At 52.1% G+C, this 17,867-nt stretch carries 18 protein-coding genes; 7 read left to right on the top strand and 11 right to left on the bottom strand.

Annotated features, from left to right (window positions below; all coding sequences use genetic code 11):
* Positions 1 to 6 precede the first annotated feature (6 nt).
* The 11 genes from KD909_RS04295 to cspD all read right to left on the bottom strand — a co-directional run bounded on the left by KD909_RS04295 (position 7) and on the right by cspD (position 12,330).
* Positions 7 to 1,161, bottom strand: coding sequence for a PDZ domain-containing protein (locus tag KD909_RS04295; protein ID WP_249199077.1), 1,155 nt, complete (start codon positions 1,159 to 1,161; stop codon positions 7 to 9).
* 28 nt (positions 1,162 to 1,189) lie between these two features.
* The gene (locus KD909_RS04290) at positions 1,190 to 2,593 is read right to left on the bottom strand and encodes a S41 family peptidase (RefSeq protein ID WP_211782503.1); all 1,404 of its coding nucleotides are present in this window, start codon (positions 2,591 to 2,593) and stop codon (positions 1,190 to 1,192) included.
* A gap of 101 nt (positions 2,594 to 2,694) precedes the next feature.
* The gene (locus KD909_RS04285; protein WP_211782502.1) at positions 2,695 to 4,023 is read right to left on the bottom strand and encodes a murein hydrolase activator EnvC family protein; all 1,329 of its coding nucleotides are present in this window, start codon (positions 4,021 to 4,023) and stop codon (positions 2,695 to 2,697) included.
* Positions 4,024 to 4,046: 23 nt separating this feature from the next.
* Positions 4,047 to 4,949, bottom strand: a complete 903-nt coding sequence (ftsX, locus tag KD909_RS04280) for a permease-like cell division protein FtsX (protein WP_031422854.1) — start codon at positions 4,947 to 4,949, stop codon at positions 4,047 to 4,049.
* Positions 4,939 to 5,625 (bottom strand): cell division ATP-binding protein FtsE, encoded by a 687-nt coding sequence (gene ftsE / locus KD909_RS04275; RefSeq protein WP_031422852.1) that lies wholly within the window; start codon positions 5,623 to 5,625, stop codon positions 4,939 to 4,941. The genes ftsX and ftsE overlap by 11 nt, the downstream gene beginning before the upstream one ends.
* A gap of 456 nt (positions 5,626 to 6,081) precedes the next feature.
* On the bottom strand, positions 6,082 to 6,417 hold the full coding sequence (gene cccB, locus KD909_RS04270; protein ID WP_031422851.1) for a cytochrome c551: 336 nt from the start codon (positions 6,415 to 6,417) through the stop codon (positions 6,082 to 6,084).
* Between the two features lie 108 nt (positions 6,418 to 6,525).
* Positions 6,526 to 7,383, bottom strand: coding sequence for a YitT family protein (locus KD909_RS04265; protein WP_211782501.1), 858 nt, complete (start codon positions 7,381 to 7,383; stop codon positions 6,526 to 6,528).
* A 61-nt stretch (positions 7,384 to 7,444) separates the two neighbouring features.
* The gene (prfB, locus tag KD909_RS04260; RefSeq protein WP_012726943.1) at positions 7,445 to 8,545 is read right to left on the bottom strand and encodes a peptide chain release factor 2; all 1,101 of its coding nucleotides are present in this window, start codon (positions 8,543 to 8,545) and stop codon (positions 7,445 to 7,447) included.
* A 54-nt stretch (positions 8,546 to 8,599) separates the two neighbouring features.
* Positions 8,600 to 11,122 carry a preprotein translocase subunit SecA gene (gene secA / locus KD909_RS04255; RefSeq protein WP_047795073.1) on the bottom strand — a complete coding sequence of 841 codons (2,523 nt, stop codon included), beginning with the start codon at positions 11,120 to 11,122 and terminating at the stop codon, positions 8,600 to 8,602.
* A gap of 139 nt (positions 11,123 to 11,261) precedes the next feature.
* Positions 11,262 to 11,825 carry a ribosome hibernation-promoting factor, HPF/YfiA family gene (hpf, locus tag KD909_RS04250; RefSeq protein ID WP_012726945.1) on the bottom strand — a complete coding sequence of 188 codons (564 nt, stop codon included), beginning with the start codon at positions 11,823 to 11,825 and terminating at the stop codon, positions 11,262 to 11,264.
* 307 nt (positions 11,826 to 12,132) lie between these two features.
* Entirely contained in the window at positions 12,133 to 12,330 is a 198-nt protein-coding gene (gene cspD, locus KD909_RS04245) for a cold-shock protein CspD (protein WP_012726946.1), read from the bottom strand.
* A gap of 259 nt (positions 12,331 to 12,589) precedes the next feature.
* On the opposite strand from cspD, the gene KD909_RS04240 reads away from it, so the two are divergent.
* From KD909_RS04240 to KD909_RS04210, 7 genes are all read left to right on the top strand, one after another.
* Positions 12,590 to 13,096 carry a competence protein ComK gene (locus KD909_RS04240; protein ID WP_249199076.1) on the top strand — a complete coding sequence of 169 codons (507 nt, stop codon included), beginning with the start codon at positions 12,590 to 12,592 and terminating at the stop codon, positions 13,094 to 13,096.
* Positions 13,097 to 13,170: 74 nt separating this feature from the next.
* Positions 13,171 to 14,916, top strand: a complete 1,746-nt coding sequence (locus KD909_RS04235; protein WP_211782500.1) for a hypothetical protein — start codon at positions 13,171 to 13,173, stop codon at positions 14,914 to 14,916.
* A gap of 9 nt (positions 14,917 to 14,925) precedes the next feature.
* Entirely contained in the window at positions 14,926 to 15,216 is a 291-nt protein-coding gene (locus KD909_RS04230) for an EscU/YscU/HrcU family type III secretion system export apparatus switch protein (RefSeq protein WP_211782499.1), read from the top strand.
* Complete coding sequence (locus tag KD909_RS04225) at positions 15,213 to 15,593, top strand: flagellar protein FliS (protein ID WP_211782498.1); 381 nt, start codon at positions 15,213 to 15,215, stop codon at positions 15,591 to 15,593. The genes KD909_RS04230 and KD909_RS04225 overlap by 4 nt, the downstream gene beginning before the upstream one ends.
* Positions 15,577 to 16,479, top strand: a complete 903-nt coding sequence (locus KD909_RS04220; protein ID WP_211782497.1) for a flagellin N-terminal helical domain-containing protein — start codon at positions 15,577 to 15,579, stop codon at positions 16,477 to 16,479. Before KD909_RS04225 ends, KD909_RS04220 begins: the two co-directional genes overlap by 17 nt.
* A 24-nt stretch (positions 16,480 to 16,503) precedes the next feature.
* Positions 16,504 to 16,947 (top strand): YaaR family protein, encoded by a 444-nt coding sequence (locus tag KD909_RS04215; RefSeq protein ID WP_211782496.1) that lies wholly within the window; start codon positions 16,504 to 16,506, stop codon positions 16,945 to 16,947.
* 9 nt (positions 16,948 to 16,956) lie between these two features.
* Complete coding sequence (locus KD909_RS04210) at positions 16,957 to 17,622, top strand: DUF2225 domain-containing protein (RefSeq protein ID WP_211782495.1); 666 nt, start codon at positions 16,957 to 16,959, stop codon at positions 17,620 to 17,622.
* Positions 17,623 to 17,867: the final 245 nt, after the last annotated feature.

Below are 17,867 nucleotides of genomic sequence, written 5' to 3'. Positions count from 1 at the left end.
ATACTCTTACAGTTTACGTAAGCGAACTCTCGGGCTCGTCGGTTCCCCAACGAACAAAATCCCGAGCTCATGTGGATCGGTCTCATACATCGCCCGTTGAACAAATCGGATATCTCCGTTCAGATTCAACACTTCCAGCTTGATGTATGGCTTATGTTGCTGGAGCGCCTCATAAAAACTATGCCCTCCGGTGATGACCGTCCCGTTAACTTTATAGATCGATTCACCCGGAATGAGTTGCATCGCCTCTCCAGGTGAGTTCGGTAGCGTGTCGACGATGACCGCCCCACGGTTTCCGTTGATGAAAACGGGTGTCGTTCCCCGATTCTCGCGTTTGATCCATTGTAAGCCGAGCTCATAGAGGACGAATAGCGTCAATACTACATAGTCGACATATGGAATCTCAAACGCATATGAGAGGCCGAATAGACCGAGGGCGATCAAAGCGAGTACGGCACGATAATTGCTCAATCGTGCGAGAAGCGTTCCTGGTAAGGCGCCGGTCGACAATAAACTGACCCCGATGGGAATCGGAAGAATGATGGGCACCATCGGCCAGTCGAGACCGAACATCGGTGGCACGAAGACGACGAGCGGGAAAAACCAAATCCGTTTGACGACATGCCCTCCGATAAACTGCCCCCGTTTCGACAAAATCAAGGTCGGGGATGTCTCTTTTGGTCCGTTCCAGCGTAAGAGAATCGCTTCCGCAAGGGTGACGAGACCGAATGTGAGCGCATAGACCGTCCAATCGACCTGAGCGAGTGCTGCTACCCAATCACGAAGCGCACCATATGCGACAACATCACGTAACAAGACGACCCCGAACAACACGAGAAGAGGCAGCACCGGATTAAAGAATCGCGGATGCATCGTCAAGACGACGAGCGTATAGAGAATCGTGAACGAGACGGCCCACTCAAACGTGATGGTCGTCTCGAGTAAAATCGTCACGGCCGATGAGAGGACCGCTAACAGAAGACTCGGCCAGATGAAATGTCTCCATTCCGACTTCGGCGAGCGACGTCTCGAACGGAACATGGCCCGTTCTCGCTTGACCCGCGTCAGCGATATGTATGTAAGGGCGACGAGTGTCACCCAAAACAGCGGACTACCTAACAACGTCAATAAAGCCGTAACACCCATTCGTACAACTTCCACGCGGTCCAACCCTTTCTTTCATACAACGTTATTTTGCGGCTTCTTCAAGCGCACGATTCAATTGGGCGTCATTCGCCTCATCTTGAATCGCTTCGAGCAACTTCGCTTCGAGTGCAGAGGCTGTCTCTTCATCGACAGTTCCAGAAGCCTCGAGACCATTGTCTGTCTGGAAGGCTTTCACGGCGTTCGCCATCGTGTCCCCGTAATATCCCGGCTGACCGCCTGGCTCATAGCCGATTCCAGTTAAAATTTTATGCAAGTTCGAAACGGCGTCACCGTAATCTCCGACTTGGAGCGACTCTTCTTCTGTCAGGACACGGGTCACGTTGAAGAAGTCCGGTTGCTCCACTTCAATGTCCGGCTCGATGCCCTTCTTGTTGATCCAGTTACCGTCCGGCGTGAGCCATTTGCTCGTCGTCAATTTCAAGTTACTGCCGTCCTCTAGGTCGAACGCCGTCTGGACGACGCCTTTTCCGAACGTCTTCGTCCCGATGATGGTCGCGCCTGCCCCTTCTTTCATCGCACCAGTCAAAATCTCAGAAGCCGAGGCAGAACCTTCATCCGTCAAGACGAACAGGTCATACGGTTTCGCTTCACGGGCGCGGCCGTTTTGTGCATCTCGGTCCCCGTCCGCATTCTCGATTTGAACGACCGGTTTTGAGGTCGGGACGAAACCTTCAGACATTTCGATGACGGCAGGCAAGAGACCTCCCGGATTTCCACGAACATCGATGATCAAGCTATCGATTCCTTCTGACTCCAGTTGTTCGAGTTGTTCGAGGAACTCGTCGGCGGTCGGTTCTGAGAATTGGGTGACTTGGAGATATCCAATCTTTTTGCCGTCTTTCTCTTTCACTTCAGAGAAGACCGTCTCGATTGGAATCGTGTCACGTGTGATCTCATAGTCCGCCGTCTGACTGCCACGGCGAATCGTCAACGTGACGGTCGTCCCTTTTTCCCCTCGAATCAATTGGACGGCTTCCTGTACATCCATCCCTTCGATCGACTCCCCGTCGACCGCTGTGATGATGTCGCCAGGACGAAGTCCCGCCTCTTCGGCCGGAGCGCCTTTGATCGGAGCGACAATTAAGATGTCCTCTCCTTTCTTCTCCAAAGTCGCGCCGATTCCTTCAAAACTCGATTCAATCGAGTCCGTAAATTGTGACGTTTCTTCCGCATCCAAGAAGTCCGAATACGGGTCGTTCAGCGCTGCGGTCATCCCGTCGAGCGCGCCGGTCAATAAATCGTCTTCTGAGATGTCCTGTAACGAATGTTCTTCAATCAAATCACGTACTTGGTCGACTTTATCCCAGCCTTCCGCATTCGTTTGAATGGGAAGCGATGTGTCTGTAAACGCCATCGTCGCAAGGCCTGCACCGGCCCCAGCCACGAACGTTGTGCCAGCGAGTAGTCCTGCGGTTGAATTTTTCACGGGTTGGTCCCTCATTTCTCTTTGTAAGTCTTTTCATTAGTATAGCAAAAACTAGAGGAAAAGCGGACGCGTTCCACATATTTGGGACGCGTCCGCTTCTGTCAGTATCCAATATACGGGGCTGGGTCAATCGCGTTCGGCTGTCCCGGTGCCCATTTTCCTCGATGTAACTCAAAATGAAGATGGGGACCGGTCGACCAGCCGGTATTGCCGAGCGTTCCGACCGTCTGTCCCGCCGCCACTTGTTGACCGGCTCCGACCGTGATTGCATTCAAATGGGCATAGACGGTCGTCCAAATCTCACCGTTGATGACGTGAGAAACGAAGACGACATTTCCATATCCCGTCGCCGGCGCCGCTTTGATGACGACACCGGGTGCGCTTGACACGATTGGTGTCCCAGACGCATTGACGAGGTCGATGCCCTTGTGAATCTCCGGCACACCCGTCAATGGATTGTCTCGTGGACCGAACGGACTCGACACATAACCGGACACGGGACGAACGAATCCGGTGGACGTGGACACATTCGTCGGTGTTTCGGTAGGTGCGGTCACTTCAGGTGCCTCGACTTCTGACTCCGCTTCTCGTGCTTCCGCCTCGGCTCGCGCCTGTTCTTCCACCGCACGTGCTTCAGCTTCACGCTTGGCGCGTTCGGCCGCCTCTGCGGCTTCTCGTTCGGCAGTCGCGATCGCCTCGAGTTGTTCATTGATGATGCGGTTCTGTTCAGCCATGACCGCCTGTTCTTCACTGCGCGTCATCTTTTCGAGCTCGAGTTGCTCGACTTGTTCGTTTAGTTCGACCAACAGGTCACGTTTCTTCTCGGCCGTTCGGTCAAGGTCTTGCTTGGTGATGACGAGCTCGCGCTCCTTTTGCTTGATGAAAGAGAGCTGGGTGCGTTGTGTCGACTCGAGCGACTCCAAGCGTTCCATCTCACTCATATAATTATGTATGAGCTCCCGGTCCTGTTCAGCAATCGTGCGGGCCGTCATGGCCCGTGTCACGAAGTCGCCGAAGGAACGGGACTCAAAGATGACTTGTAGATAGGAAGTATCTTCATGTACTTGCAAGACGCGAAGGCGCTCGTTCACGAGTTCCTTCTGGCTTTCCAAGTAATCTTCCTGAACGGAGAGTTGTTGGCGGGTCGACTCGAGTTCTGCCCGGGCTGTATCGACCTCATGTTGCTGAATGGCGATCTGTTCGCTCAACTCATTCAATCGGTCGTCGACGACGTGAATTTCCGTCTTCACGGCATCACGCTCTGCCTCGGTGATCTCGAGTTCGGCATCCGTCTCGGCCTGCGCTTTTTTCGACTCCTCCAACTCATTGGACAGTCGATCTTGTCGAGCTTTCAACGTGTCTTTCTCTGTCGCCATGACCGGCATGGCAAGTAACGATACACACAACCCTAGCGCAAGCGAACGTTTCATCCGCCAACTCCTCCTTATTTAAGTTAGATTTTCAAGAAACGACCGAGCGATGTCGTCGATCCCCAGATTCCGATGAACGCACCGAGTGCAAGTAAGACGAGCGATACTTGTACCGTGAGCGTCGATGGATCAATCAACTTAAATATATCACTATTCAATTGATCAAGCGATGGTTGTAAAGCACTATATGCGACGTCATATCCGAAATAAATGACAAGAATCGGGACGAGAGCCCCAAGCATTCCGAGGAGCAATCCTTCGATGAAGAACGGCCAGCGGATGAAGCTGTTCTTCGCTCCGACGAGACGCATGATTTCAATCTCACGGCGGCGCGAGAAGATTGTCATTTTAATCGTATTCGAAATCAAGAACATCGCCATCAATGTCAAACCGACGATCAACGCGAGTCCACCGATGCGAATCCCGTTGAAGAAGGCAAACATTTTATCGATGTAGTCTTTCCCGTATTTCACGTCGTCCACATTATCGAGTGAACCGACCGATTTGGCCACTTCCTCTAGTTCTGTCGGGTCTTGTGCTTTGACGATATAGCGGGCGTGGAGCGGGTTGTCTTTTTCAACCGTTCCGTATGCTGCCGCATCATCACCGAGCTGGTCTTGGAACTTCGCTAGCTCATCTTCTTTCGAGCTGAACGTGACCGTCGAAACGCCTGGCACCTGTTCGATGTTCTCTCCGAGTTTCTCAACCGAGTTCTCATCCGCTGTCCGGGTGATGAACACTTGAATCTCGACATCATTTTCGACGTTATCTGAAATTTCATTAATGTTGAACATGACAAGTGCGAACACACCGACAAGTAATAACGTAATGGTCACGGCACTGATGGCCGCGAACGACATCCATCCATTCCGAAGTGTTCCTTTGAACCCTTCACGCAAATGGCGCAGTCCAGTCTTAAATATCATAGCCATATGCTCCTTTCTCTTCATCGCGCACGACTTTCCCGTTCTCAATCGCGATGACGCGGTGACGAATCTTATCGACGATGTCACGGTTGTGTGTCGCCATGACGACTGTCGCTCCGCGGCGGTGAATTTCTTCAAACACTTCCATGATGCCCCATGCCGTTTCCGGGTCTAAGTTCCCTGTCGGCTCATCGGCGATGATCAATTTTGGTTTATTGACGATTGCGCGAGCAATCGAGACACGCTGTTGTTCTCCACCTGATAGTTCGTCCGGATAGTTGCGCGCCTTGTTCTTCAATCCGACAAGGTTCAACACATCCATGACTTGCTTCCGAATGGACGACGTGTCCGCTCCTACAACTTCTAATGCGAACGCAACGTTCTCATATACCGTAAGTGTCGGCAACAATTTGAAGTCTTGGAAGATGACACCGAGTTGACGGCGTAACTTCGGCACATGACGGTCTTTAATTTTCCCGACATCAAGTCCGTCAATCAATAATTGACCGGCTGTCGGTTTCTCCTCACGATAAATCATCTTCATGAACGTCGACTTTCCGGCACCGGAAGGACCGACGACATAAAGGAACTCGCCGTCGCGAATCTCTAGATCGAGGTCATCCACGGCGACGACGCCGTTCGGATATACTTTACTGACTTTTTGCATCGAGATCATAACGTATTCCCTACCCTTTTTAAATTATTTTTAAGCATCTATGACGAATTCGAATCAATTGTTTTAGTTACTGTATATTTCGCCTAGAGTCTTTTTTACAGGAAACGTCTCCCTCTGTCAAGGTGTCGCTTTTTTATGTTCGCCTGGTCAAAAAATCATCTAGGGCATATGTTGAAGCGACTACAATTATATCAATCCGACTTTTAAAACACCATTACAGGATTGTTTCAGTTCGATTGAGTTCGGTGTGAAAATGTCGCGAAGAACCTCGCTTTCTTCTTCTCCCAGAGAATGATGAAACCGCACTTCAAATGGTACTACCTTCGAATTCTCTATGAACGAATCGATTTTCTTTGAGCCTATTTTTTTCGATTTAAGAGTTGTTGTATAACCTCGTTTCAATCAAAGTAACCATAAAAAAAGCATGAGGTAGAACACACCTCATGCCGTCACATCTTATTTTTTCTCAGCGAGCCAAGCGGCGACCGCTGTGATTTCTTCGTCTTTTTCAATGACGTTCGCAGGCATCGCGCCTTGACCGTTTCGAATGACGTTTTCAATCTCTTCTGCCGACAGACGAGCACCGACTTGCTCGAGTGACGGACCACTCATTCCTTCAAGATTCGCACCGTGACATGCCGCACAGTTTTGTGCGTATACCGCTTCCGCGTCAACCGATGCCGTGTTCGAGCCCGAATCCCCGTTGCTCGACGTGTCCTCTTCTTCACCGCCGCCACATGCGCCGAGTGTCAGCATGGCGCCGAGGCCGATGGCCATCATCCATTTTTTCATAACCACGTTCCCCTCCTAAGTTGTAGAAATGACCTACATTTACCATTATAGCCGTTAACGTATGCTTTCTAACCTAATCTCACGAAAAGTACACAAAGATTCCACAACTTACGGTACGTTGATGTAACGCTTATCGGACGTAAACCCTTGTCCGAGCACCTCATGCGCCTCACTGAAGACGAGGAACGCCTCCGCGTCGATCCGACGGATGATTTCCTTCAATCGGCTCACTTCGCTCTGACGGACAACGATCATGAGCATCGGACGGTCGAGACGTGAGTATGCCCCGATCGCTTGGATCTCTGTCGCACCACGGTCAAGCTCCTCGAAGACGGCCCGGACGATGAAGTCTCGCTTCTCCGAGATGACGTAAGCCATCTTGTCCTGTGTGAACCCGAGCTGGACGAAGTCGATCATCTTGACCGTGATGAATAATGCGATGAGTGCATAGAGTCCGGTCGTGAACGAGAACGTCAAGGCCGCGGTCAAGACGACCATGCCATCGAGGATGGCGATACAGAGATAGAGCGGGATGTGCGTGAACTTATGTAAGATCTGCGCGATCAAGTCCATCCCCCCTGTCGAGGCGCGCCCCCGGAAGATGAGCCCGAGTCCGACACCGACGCCGACACCACCGAAGATGGCTGCGAGGAGCGTATCGTCCACGGCCGCACCGGCATCGATCGCCTCATAGAAAAGAATGACACCCGGTAAAAAGATGGAGCCGACGAGCGACTTCACCCCGAAGCCGAGTCCGAGGATGGCCCACCCGATAATCAGAAGTAACACGTTCGCCACGAGCTGGAACGCCCCCGGCGAGATGCCGAACAGTTCATAGGTGATGACCGAGATCCCACTCACCCCGCCTGATGCCAGATTATTTGGCAACAGAAAAAGACTGAAGGCTGAGGCGACGAACACTGAGCCGGTCAACAAATACAGATAGTCTTTGACGATTTGCTTCATTAAAGAAAGTCTCCTTTACACACAACATGGCCCAAAGACGGGTGTCTTTGAGCCACATGCATCACATATTTGTTTTACGAAGGTAGGCATCGATGAACGGCATGACATCACCGTCCATGACCCCACTCGTGTTTCCGACTTCATAGTTCGTCCGGTGGTCTTTGACCATCGAGTACGGGTGGAAGACATACGAACGAATTTGGCTACCCCAACCGATGTCCGTCTTCTCCCCACGGATCTCGTCGAGTTTGCGTTGCTGCTCGTCGAGTTCGCGTTGGTACAATTTCGCTTTCAACATCTTCATCGCCGACTCACGGTTCTTGATCTGTGAGCGCTCGGTCTGACATGACACGACGACACCCGTCGGCACGTGCGTGATTCGGACGGCAGAGTCTGTCGTGTTGATGTGCTGACCGCCGGCACCTGATGCGCGATACGTGTCGATGCGGAGGTCTTCTGTCCGTACTTCGATCTCGATGTCGTCATCGAATTCCGGCATGACGTCACATGAGACGAACGACGTGTGACGACGGCCTGACGAGTCGAACGGCGAAATGCGGACCAACCGGTGAATCCCTTTCTCCGCCTTCAAGTAGCCGTACGCGTTATGACCGACGATGCGGAGCGTGACCGACTTGACGCCCGCTTCCTCACCTGGGAGGTAATCGACCGTCTCGACTTTCCAGCCTTGTTTGTCAGCGAAACGTTGATACATACGAAGGAGCATCGATGCCCAGTCCTGTGACTCGGTACCGCCCGCACCCGGGTGCAATTCGAGGATGGCGTTGTTCGCGTCGTATGGTCCGTTCAAGAGGATTTCGAGTTCGAAGTCATCAAACTCCTTCTTGAGCGCTTGAATCGATTCCCCGAGCTCTTCTTGCATCTCGGCGTCCGGCTCTTCCTTGATGAGTTCGAGCGTCACTTCGCCGTCCTCATGTTGGTTCGCGAGGTCTTGATACTTATCGACCATCGCTTTGAGTCCGTTTGACTCGTCGATGACTTTTTGTGCCTTCTCCTGGTTATCCCAGAAGTCAGGATACGTCATCTCGTTCTCGAGCTCGGCGATACGTGCTTCTTTCTCTGTCAAGTTGAGAGACGCTCTGTAATTCTCGAGGCGTTTCGCCATCGCCTCTAGTTCGTTCCGAATATCTGAAATTTCCATAGTGTGATTCACCTTTCCGTAGGAAAGAGGCGAGCGGACCCGCCTCTTCAATAATTAAGCCTGTTGTCTACCGTGACAGTTCTTGAACTTCTTACCAGAACCGCACCAGCACGGGTCGTTCCGGCCGATGCTGTCTTCTTTCGAACGACGGACCGGCTTTTTCTTGACCGGCGCATCGCTCTTGCCTGAGACGGCGACTTCCTCTTCGACCACTTTCTCGCGGCGGAGGTTGTCCCCGACTTCGGCGCGAAGGACGAAGCCAGTCACTTCTTCTGAAATCGCCGCGTTCATTGCGTCGAACATGTTGATCCCTTCCGCTTGGTACTCACGAAGCGGATCATTCTGTCCGTAGGCGCGGAGATGAATCCCTTGACGCAACTGGTCCATATGGTCGATATGGGCCATCCAGTGCGAGTCGACGGCGCGGAGCACGATGATCTTTTCGAACTCGTTGAAGCGTTCCGGCGGCGCGAGTTCACGTTTCGCCTCGTACTGCTCGTTCACGCGCTCCATGAGAAGCTCGATGATCTCTTCACGCTCTTTGCCGAAGAAGTCCTTACCTTCGACCTTTTTCTCCAGCGCAAGTGTTTGGTTGGCCCAGTGCGCGAGCTCGTCGATGTTCCATTCTTCCGGTACGAGTTCGATCGGCGTGTATTGTCCGACACCGAGTTCGACCGTCTGCGCCATCATCGAACGGACGATATCCGTGACCGACTCGTTCTCGAGGATGCTCGAGCGGTCCTTGTACATGACCTTCCGTTGGTCGGCCATGACGTTGTCGTAACCGAGAAGCTGCTTCCGCGCATCATAGTTGTTTCCTTCAACACGTTTTTGCGCTGACTCGACCGCTTTCGAGACCATGCGGCTCTCAATCGGTTGCGTGTCATCCATCCCGAGACGCTCCATCATGCTTTGGAGGCTATCCGTTCCGAAGCGACGCATGAGCTCGTCTTCGAGCGACAAGTAGAACTGGGATTTACCCGGGTCCCCTTGACGACCCGCACGACCGCGAAGCTGGTTATCGATTCGGCGTGACTCGTGACGCTCTGTCCCGATGATGTAAAGACCACCGAGGTCGATGACACCTTCTCCGAGCTTGATGTCGGTACCACGACCGGCCATGTTCGTCGCAATCGTGACGGAACCTTTTTGACCGGCGTTCTCGATGATTTCCGCCTCACGCGCGTGGTTCTTCGCGTTCAAGACATCGTGACGAATCTTCTTCTTCGTCAAGAGCTTGCTCAAGTATTCAGACGTCTCGACGGCGACCGTACCGACGAGAATCGGTTGCCCCGTCGCGTGGACTGCCGAAATCTCTTCGACGACGGCTTTGAACTTGCCTTCCATCGATTTGAAGATGAGGTCTGCCTTGTCATCGCGAAGGATCGGTTTGTTCGTCGGGATCGTCACGACCTGCATGTTGTAGATGTTACGGAACTCTTCTTCCTCTGTCTTCGCCGTACCGGTCATCCCAGCAAGCTTCTCATACATCCGGAAGTAGTTCTGATACGTGATTGTGGCGAGCGTCATCGATTCGCGTTGAATCTCGACGCCTTCTTTCGCCTCAATCGCCTGGTGAAGACCTTCCGAGTAGCGGCGTCCGTCCATGACACGACCCGTGAATTGGTCGATGATCATGACTTGACCCTCACGTACCATATAGTCGATATCGTGATGCATGACCGCGTTCGCACGAAGGGCGAGCCCGACGTGGTGGTTGACGGCGACGTGTTCGATTGCGAACAGGTTGTCGATGCCGAAGAACTTCTCGGCGAGGTCGACCCCTTGGTCCGTCAAGAGGACCGACTTCGTCTTCACGTCGACCGTGTAATCGTCTTCCTCTTTCAACGTGCGGACGAACGCATCCGCGCGTGTGTAGAGTTCTGTCGATTTTTGAGCCGATCCCGAGATGATGAGCGGGGTACGCGCCTCATCGACGAGGATCGAGTCGACTTCATCGACGATCGTGTAGTAGAGCTCACGTTGAACACGGTCTTCTTTATAAAGGACCATGTTGTCACGGAGGTAGTCGAATCCGAGCTCGTTGTTCGTCGAGTACGTGATGTCACAGTTATAGGCCGCTTGTTTCTCGACACGGTCCATGTTCGACACGTTGAGGCCGACCGAGAGACCGAGTGCGAAGTAGAGCGGCTCCATGAGTTCTTTATCTCGTTTCGCCAAATATTCGTTGACCGTTACGACGTGTACGCCACGGCCAGTGAGCGCGTTCAAGTAGACAGGAAGTGTCGCGACGAGCGTCTTCCCTTCACCGGTTTTCATTTCGGCGATGTCGCCGTTATGGAGCACATAGCCCCCGATGAGCTGGACACGGTAATGACGCATCCCGAGCACACGCTCCGATGCCTCACGACAGACCGCGAACGCCTCCGGCAAGAGGTCGTCAAGTGTCTCGCCTTTCGCCAGACGTTCACGGAACTCTTCCGTCTTCGCCTGAAGCTGTTCGTCGGACAATGCCTTGATTGGTTCGGCGAACGACTCGATCAAGTCGGCCGCTTTCTCTGCTTTTTTCAACATTCGTTTCTGTGGAGCAAATAACTCTTTCAAAAAGTTCGCCATACTCATATCTCCTCTGCACTCACTAAAAAATGCATGTTTTTTCCCTAATGTACAGTTTAACCGAAGTGGTGCCACCTTTCAAGGAAAGGCAAAAGGAAACGACCCCCCGAGGCCGGGAGGTCGTGTAGTGTCATGTATATTATTCAGGTTCGATCAAGCCGTACTTCCCATCTTTACGACGGTAGACGACGTTCGTGTTGCCCGTTTCTGCGTCAGAGAAGACGAAGAAGCTGTGACCGAGCATATCCATTTGAAGAATCGCCTCTTCCGTGTCCATCGGTTTCAACGTGAAGCGTTTCGTCCGCACGAGTTCGAGTTCTGCCTCGTCCTCATCGTAGACGGCCGGTGTATCATCAGGTCCTTCTAAAGACTTGAAGTACTCGCCGACGCCACCTTCTTTCCCGCGTCCTTTACGGTTGAGTTTCGTTTTGTGTTTACGGATTTGACGTTCCAATTTATCGACGACGAGGTCGATTGCCGCATACATGTCGAGGTTGATGTCCTCAGCACGGAGCAACAAGTTCGGCATCGGGATCGTCACTTCCACTTTTTGTTTCTCGTTATACACTTTCAAGTTGACGTAAGCCGTCTGTGCATCCGTAGGAGTTGTGAAATACCGAGTCAACTTCTCCAGCTTTTTCTCGACATAGTCTTTGATTGCTGGTGTGACCTCAATGTTTTCGCCGCGAATGTTATAAATCATCTGAACTCCTCCTTAGAAATAACCGCTTGAACCAATGATTCGTCGAACGAGACGGAATCTCCTGCTTCATTTCTTAAAAAAGAAAGGGGAACCAGGTGGTTCACTCATATTATACCCCGAAAACGCTACGATTGAAAACGTTATCATCAGAAAATAATGACAATTTTGTTCCGAATTCAACATTTCCTAGAACGAGCGAAAGGTATAGAAAGAAAATACCCAATCCACTAATTTTTAAACGCCTTTTTTTATTATGTAGACAAAATAAAAAGCCGACTCCCAAGGGAGCCGGCTTCGCGGTTTGAAATTATAATTTTACAACGTTAGCCGCTTGTGGGCCACGCTCGCCATCAACGATTTCAAACTCTACATCTTGACCTTCGTCAAGTGATTTGTAGCCTTCAGATTGGATTGCTGAGAAGTGTACGAACACGTCTTTGCCGCCTTCAACTTCGATGAATCCAAAACCTTTTTCTGAGTTAAACCATTTTACTTTACCTACCATGTGTAAATCCATTCCTTTCACCATTGGAGAATACAGAGGGTTGTCCTCTACGGCTAATCTTACCACCTTCTTGTAAACGTGACAAATACTTTCTCAAATATTTGTAAACGATTCGTCATTTGGCTTTCATTGGAATTATATTTCCCTACTTTTCATATTGTCTTGTTGAATTTACATTTTTTGTGATATATCATTGAAGGGATGATTTAGGTTTGTGCCGTTTGTCTTTAGCCGATCCTGAAAATCTAATACGAGGAGGATGGTGCAGCGTATGCGCTCCTACTATTCTGAGGAAAAATATCGCATCACAAAGCGAACCGTGGCGATTCTCCCTTGCTTTGACATCATGAAGCAGTCACGGATCATTCTCGAGGATGGCACCGAGATTTCAACCCCGCTCCGGCCGTACCAGTTGTTGCAACTTTCTTGCCGCCAGTACAACAGCTCGATCGAGGAAAGAATCTTCATCGCCAAACGCGTCGCCGGCGTAAAAGGGAAAGTCCCTGTCGTGATTGAACCGACAACTGGACTCGTCTTCTTCCCGACGAAGTCTCCAAAACGAGACGATTGTGAATGGTATGCCTGGTCCCATATTCGAGACATACTGAACGTCGAGGGTGAGCCGAACGGGCTCGTCCTCACGACCGATGGACATCAAATCCAAACGAACGCAACACCGTACGTCCTCCGGAACCAGCTCAAAGCGACAGGTGAACTCGTCGCCCGGTTCCAACAATTGAACGCGAGCCCCGTGCTCGAGTCCTGACACGCCTTCCGTCGAAAAGACGGAAGGTTTTTTTCTATTGTATCGCTTCATTTTTTTAAAAAGAGGTCGATATTATGGTCGAGGTGACAAACATGCAAATTCAAGCCCAAGCGACCGCCGTCAGTTCGGTCTTACCAGGCATACAGACGAACCGGACGTACAAGGCCGAGCTCGTCAAACAGACAGGACCCGACTCCGCGATCGTCAAGATCAACGGTGAAGAAGTCGAGGTCACATTTAAAGACGGGCTTCCGAAGACGAACCCGTTCCAAGTGACGCTCGCCGAACAGGACGGCGTCTTGATGGCGACCGTCTTTCCTCCAAAGGAAGAGACACTTGAATCCGCACCACCTGCGTCCGCGTCGTCAAAACTTGATGCGAAGATTCAGACGCTCCTCGCTTCCCTTCCACCTGAAGTACGAAGCGCGGTCAGCCGTCTGCTACAATCCGGACGCTTGCCGATGAACGAAGATACGGTACGCCTGCTCGAGACGGCGTTCAAAGGGGACATGCGGGACGTCATCCTACATTTGAAGACGCTCGATACGCAGACCGTTCCTCGGGAGATGGCGCGGGAAATCGCCGTCCTCTCTTTGAACGAAGCGAAACAACAGATCACACCGCCGGCGCCGAACGCCCCTTACCCACAAAAAGAGCGGTATGTCGAACTCGTCAATCTGTCACGTCCCGTTAGTGAACGCGTCACGCCGACACCGGAAACGATTGACCGGGTCATCCGTGACCTCACGCCGACGACACCGATATCATCGCGTCCGATTGAATCTGAATCGCGCCAAGCGATGCCGCTTCCTCCAATCAACGGGAAGCAAGTGATGGTGAAGGAAGTGACGTCACATCTAGCGACCGTCACGAACACGTTCCGAAACGAGCAGGCGACCGTCACGAAACAACTCGGACAAGTCGCTGCGTTGATCGAGACGAACCCGCATGCGGCACGCCCTGCCCTCGAGACCGTCTCGACCCGTCTGACACAACTCGTCCAAAAGACGGACGCCTTGCTTCATACCGACGTGACTCAAGAGAAGCAATTGGTCGCCATGACGGCCAAACTCGACGTCGCGTTGTCGTTGCTTGCGACGAAACCACAAGAGAGTGCGACACTCGTCAAAGAGGTCCGAGCGGCACTGAATGACTTCCGCTATGCGCCGAACCAGACACGCATCGAATATATCCCACACGGGGCGACACGTGCCGGCGAGATGCCGACCGTCGCGCCACTCAAGCTCGATTCGACATTATCTGGACGACACATCCAGGAAGTAGCGCAACGTGTGCAGACACAGGCACAGCTCGCCCAAGCGACGTCCAATACGCCGACATCAGCTTTATCGGTACGTGGAGATACGACGAACCCCGAGGCGCAACGCCTCGCCTCGTTCTTCCAAGTCCAACAGACGCTCAACCGCCTTGATGGCGGTCAGCTCCATCAACTCTTGTTCGCCCTACCGGCAAAAGTTCAAGAGATCGACACCGGAATCCATGTTCATATCCAAAACCGGGAGGCCGGGGACGTCGTCGACTGGGAGAACAGTGTCCTCTATATTCGTTTGGAGACCCCTCGCCTCGGAGAGATCGGCGTCAAGCTCGAGGCGAAGGACCGAAACCTCCGACTCACACTCGAGCACGACGATTCGACGGTCGAGCGACTCGCCCGTCCCCTTCTCGGGAAAATCGAACAAACGCTCGAGACGATTGGATATAAGAGTGTGACGACCCAGTTCAAACCGCTCACGAAAGCTGATCGTGTCATCGAAGAGCCTACGATCGCGCCGACGACAGGATATGACTTTAGAATTTAGGAGGTCCCGATGTACCAACGCATGGATTTGACGAAACGTAAGACGGCCGCGGTCGTCCGCTATGATGAAACGACGGACAAAGCGCCCGTCATCGTCGCCCGCGGGACCGGAGCCGTCGCTGAAAAGATTCTACAGGAAGCACGTGCCCGGGGTGTAGCGGTCGAGAACGACCATTCCTTGCTCGGCCACTTGCTCGACCTTGACTTAGGGGATGCCATCCCGCCCCAACTGTATGACGTGATGGCAGAAGTGTTGTTGTTGATAGAGGAACTTGATTCGATCAAAGGAGACAAAAGATGAATTCAACCCAATTATATGAAATGAGGCCAGAAGAGCTGACTCAGGCGATGCTTCACGCACTCGTCTATCACTACAAACATGCGCAAGATTCGACGATCGCCGAACGAAACCGCCATCTTCGCCAAGCCCGGGAGCTGTTGGTCAAGCTGCACCAAGGACTCCATGATGGCGGCGGGATTATCGCGGCTCAACTGGATGAAATTTATCTTTATATGGCAAAAGCAAGCGTCGAAGCAATCATCGATCAAGACAAGAAAAAAATCGCTGAACTACATACGCTCGCGAGCGATCTCGATCAAACGTGGAGCGAAGCGATGGTGCGTGCAAAGACTCAATCTGTTCCGACTGGAGGAAATCGCTATGAAAATTACCAATAACGTACAAGCCTTAAAAGCCTACTCATCGCTCTCTTTGAATCAGGCATCGATGAAGAAGACGATGGATCGTCTTTCGAGCGGGGTCCGCATCAACAAGGCGTCGGATGACGCAGCGGGTCTTGCCATTTCGGAGAAGATGCGGATGCGCCTCGACTCCCTCTCGATGGCAGAACGCAATACGCTCGACAGCATCTCACTCACGCAGACGCTCGAAGGAGGGATGAATGAGACACACGCTCTCCTCCAACGAATGCGTGAACTGTCCGTCCAAACAGCCAATGGGACACTCAGCGAGGATGACGCCAAAGCCGTCCAGGAAGAAATTAATGCGTTGACTGCCGAAGTGACACGGATTGCGGAAACGACCGAATTCAACTCGAAGAAGATTATGAACGGGGAATACAGAGAAGGGAAGAACACCCTATTCTTCCAAATCGGTGCCGGCAACAATGAAGCCGTCATCTTAAACGTACAAGACATGCGGGCGCATGCACTCGGCATCACGACAGTGACACCAGGTGGCGGGGAACTTCCTGCCGTCGACCACGACAACGATCAGGCGACACCTGCTGCAACGTATTATGCACTGAGTGTGTTGACACCGGCGGACGCAGATGATGCCATCTCGAAATTTGATGCGGCCATCAACAAAGTCTCACTCGAACGTTCAAAACTCGGTGCCATCCAAAACCGACTCGAGGCGAACGTCAGCGTTGTCGCCATCGGCTCAGAAAACTTGACGGCATCCGAATCACGAATCCGTGATGCCGACATGGCCCGTGAAATGATGGACTTCGCCCGTCTAAACATCTTGAATCAGTCCGGCATGGCGATGATTGCCCAGTCGAACGCATTGCCGCAAGGCGTGTTACAATTATTGAACTAACCTATAGAAAGGACGGTTGCCCATATGGACATTCGTCGCATCATGGAGACGCAATCGCTCCTCGGCTCAAGTAAAGCGAAACGCCCCGAAGTCGAACCCGGCGTTTCCTTCCAAAACGTGATCGGTCAAAAGCGCGAAGACCGGGAATACGAACGCTTCCAACGTCAAATCGCCGCGATCCATGAACAAGGAGAACTGCTCGCCGAGAGTCAGACCGTCGAGGCGCTTGCCGAATACAAACAAATGATTAAAGACTTTATGAAAGAGGCCGTTGACGCGGCACTCCGTCTCGAAGATAAACGCGGATTCAATCGCCGCGGCCGCGCGAAAATTTATAAGGTCGTCGAACAAGTCGACCAAAAACTCCTCGCGCTGACGGACCAGGTCATCTCAGGAGAAGCCTCTCGCCTCTCCTTACTCGACCAGGTCGGTGAGATTCGCGGACTGCTCGTCAACGTCTATGTGTGAGGTGTCGAGATGGCAGAACATTTGTTTTTGAAGAAAGTCAAATGTCCGTATTGTTTACAAGAAAGTAAGACGCACCGCGTCTTATCACGTCACATCCGCCCACTTGAGGTCGAGAAGGATGGCTACACAACGTATGACGGACCGAACCCGTATTTATATGAACCGACCGTCTGTGACCATTGTCACCTCGTATTCCACGACTCGTTCGACAAGGTGCGCAAACATAACCGGGAAGCGCTTGAAACGAACTACTTCAATCAAGTGAATCCGGATGTGTTGAAAGGTGACCGCTCGTATGAGCACGTCATCCTCCTCTATAAGTTCGCCGTCATGACGGCCCAGTTGAGCGGTCAAAAACCATCCGTCGTCGCCATGCTCGGGATGCGGATTGTATGGATGTACCGATTGATTGGGGATACGGCGTCTGAGAAGGAATGGATGCAGCGGACGCTCGATAAATACAATGAGGTGCAAGAGGCGTATACGGACCCGATTCGGACCGGATTACCGTACGACCAGCTCATGTTGCGCATTGCCGACCTCTCGGCCGCGCTCGACTACTACGAGGACGCACGTCGATGGTACGGGATTCTCCTCAGCAGTAAGGAAGTATCGGAGCGGATCCGGAATCAGGCCCGCGATCATTGGGAAGAGTTTCGATTGGAACATGCGTAATCAGAAGTGTGGGACCTCGTGTCTCACACTTTTTGCATACAAAAAAAATCGCGCTCATCCACTCACGGACAAACGCAATCGACACAATTAATGGGTGAACCTGCAAACCGAAAAGAGACCACGCGACATGACTCACGTGAAAACCAAAACAAGGCACCCTCATGCCAACTACGCGGTGGCGTCTTGCGCGATAAGACTAGTATACCGCTTCTTTTATAATATTACTATAGTTTTTGACTAGGATG

This window comes from Exiguobacterium sp. PFWT01 (assembly GCF_018255795.1).
GTDB lineage: Bacteria > Bacillota > Bacilli > Exiguobacteriales > Exiguobacteriaceae > Exiguobacterium.
This window is presented reverse-complemented; position numbering and strand designations above follow the sequence as displayed.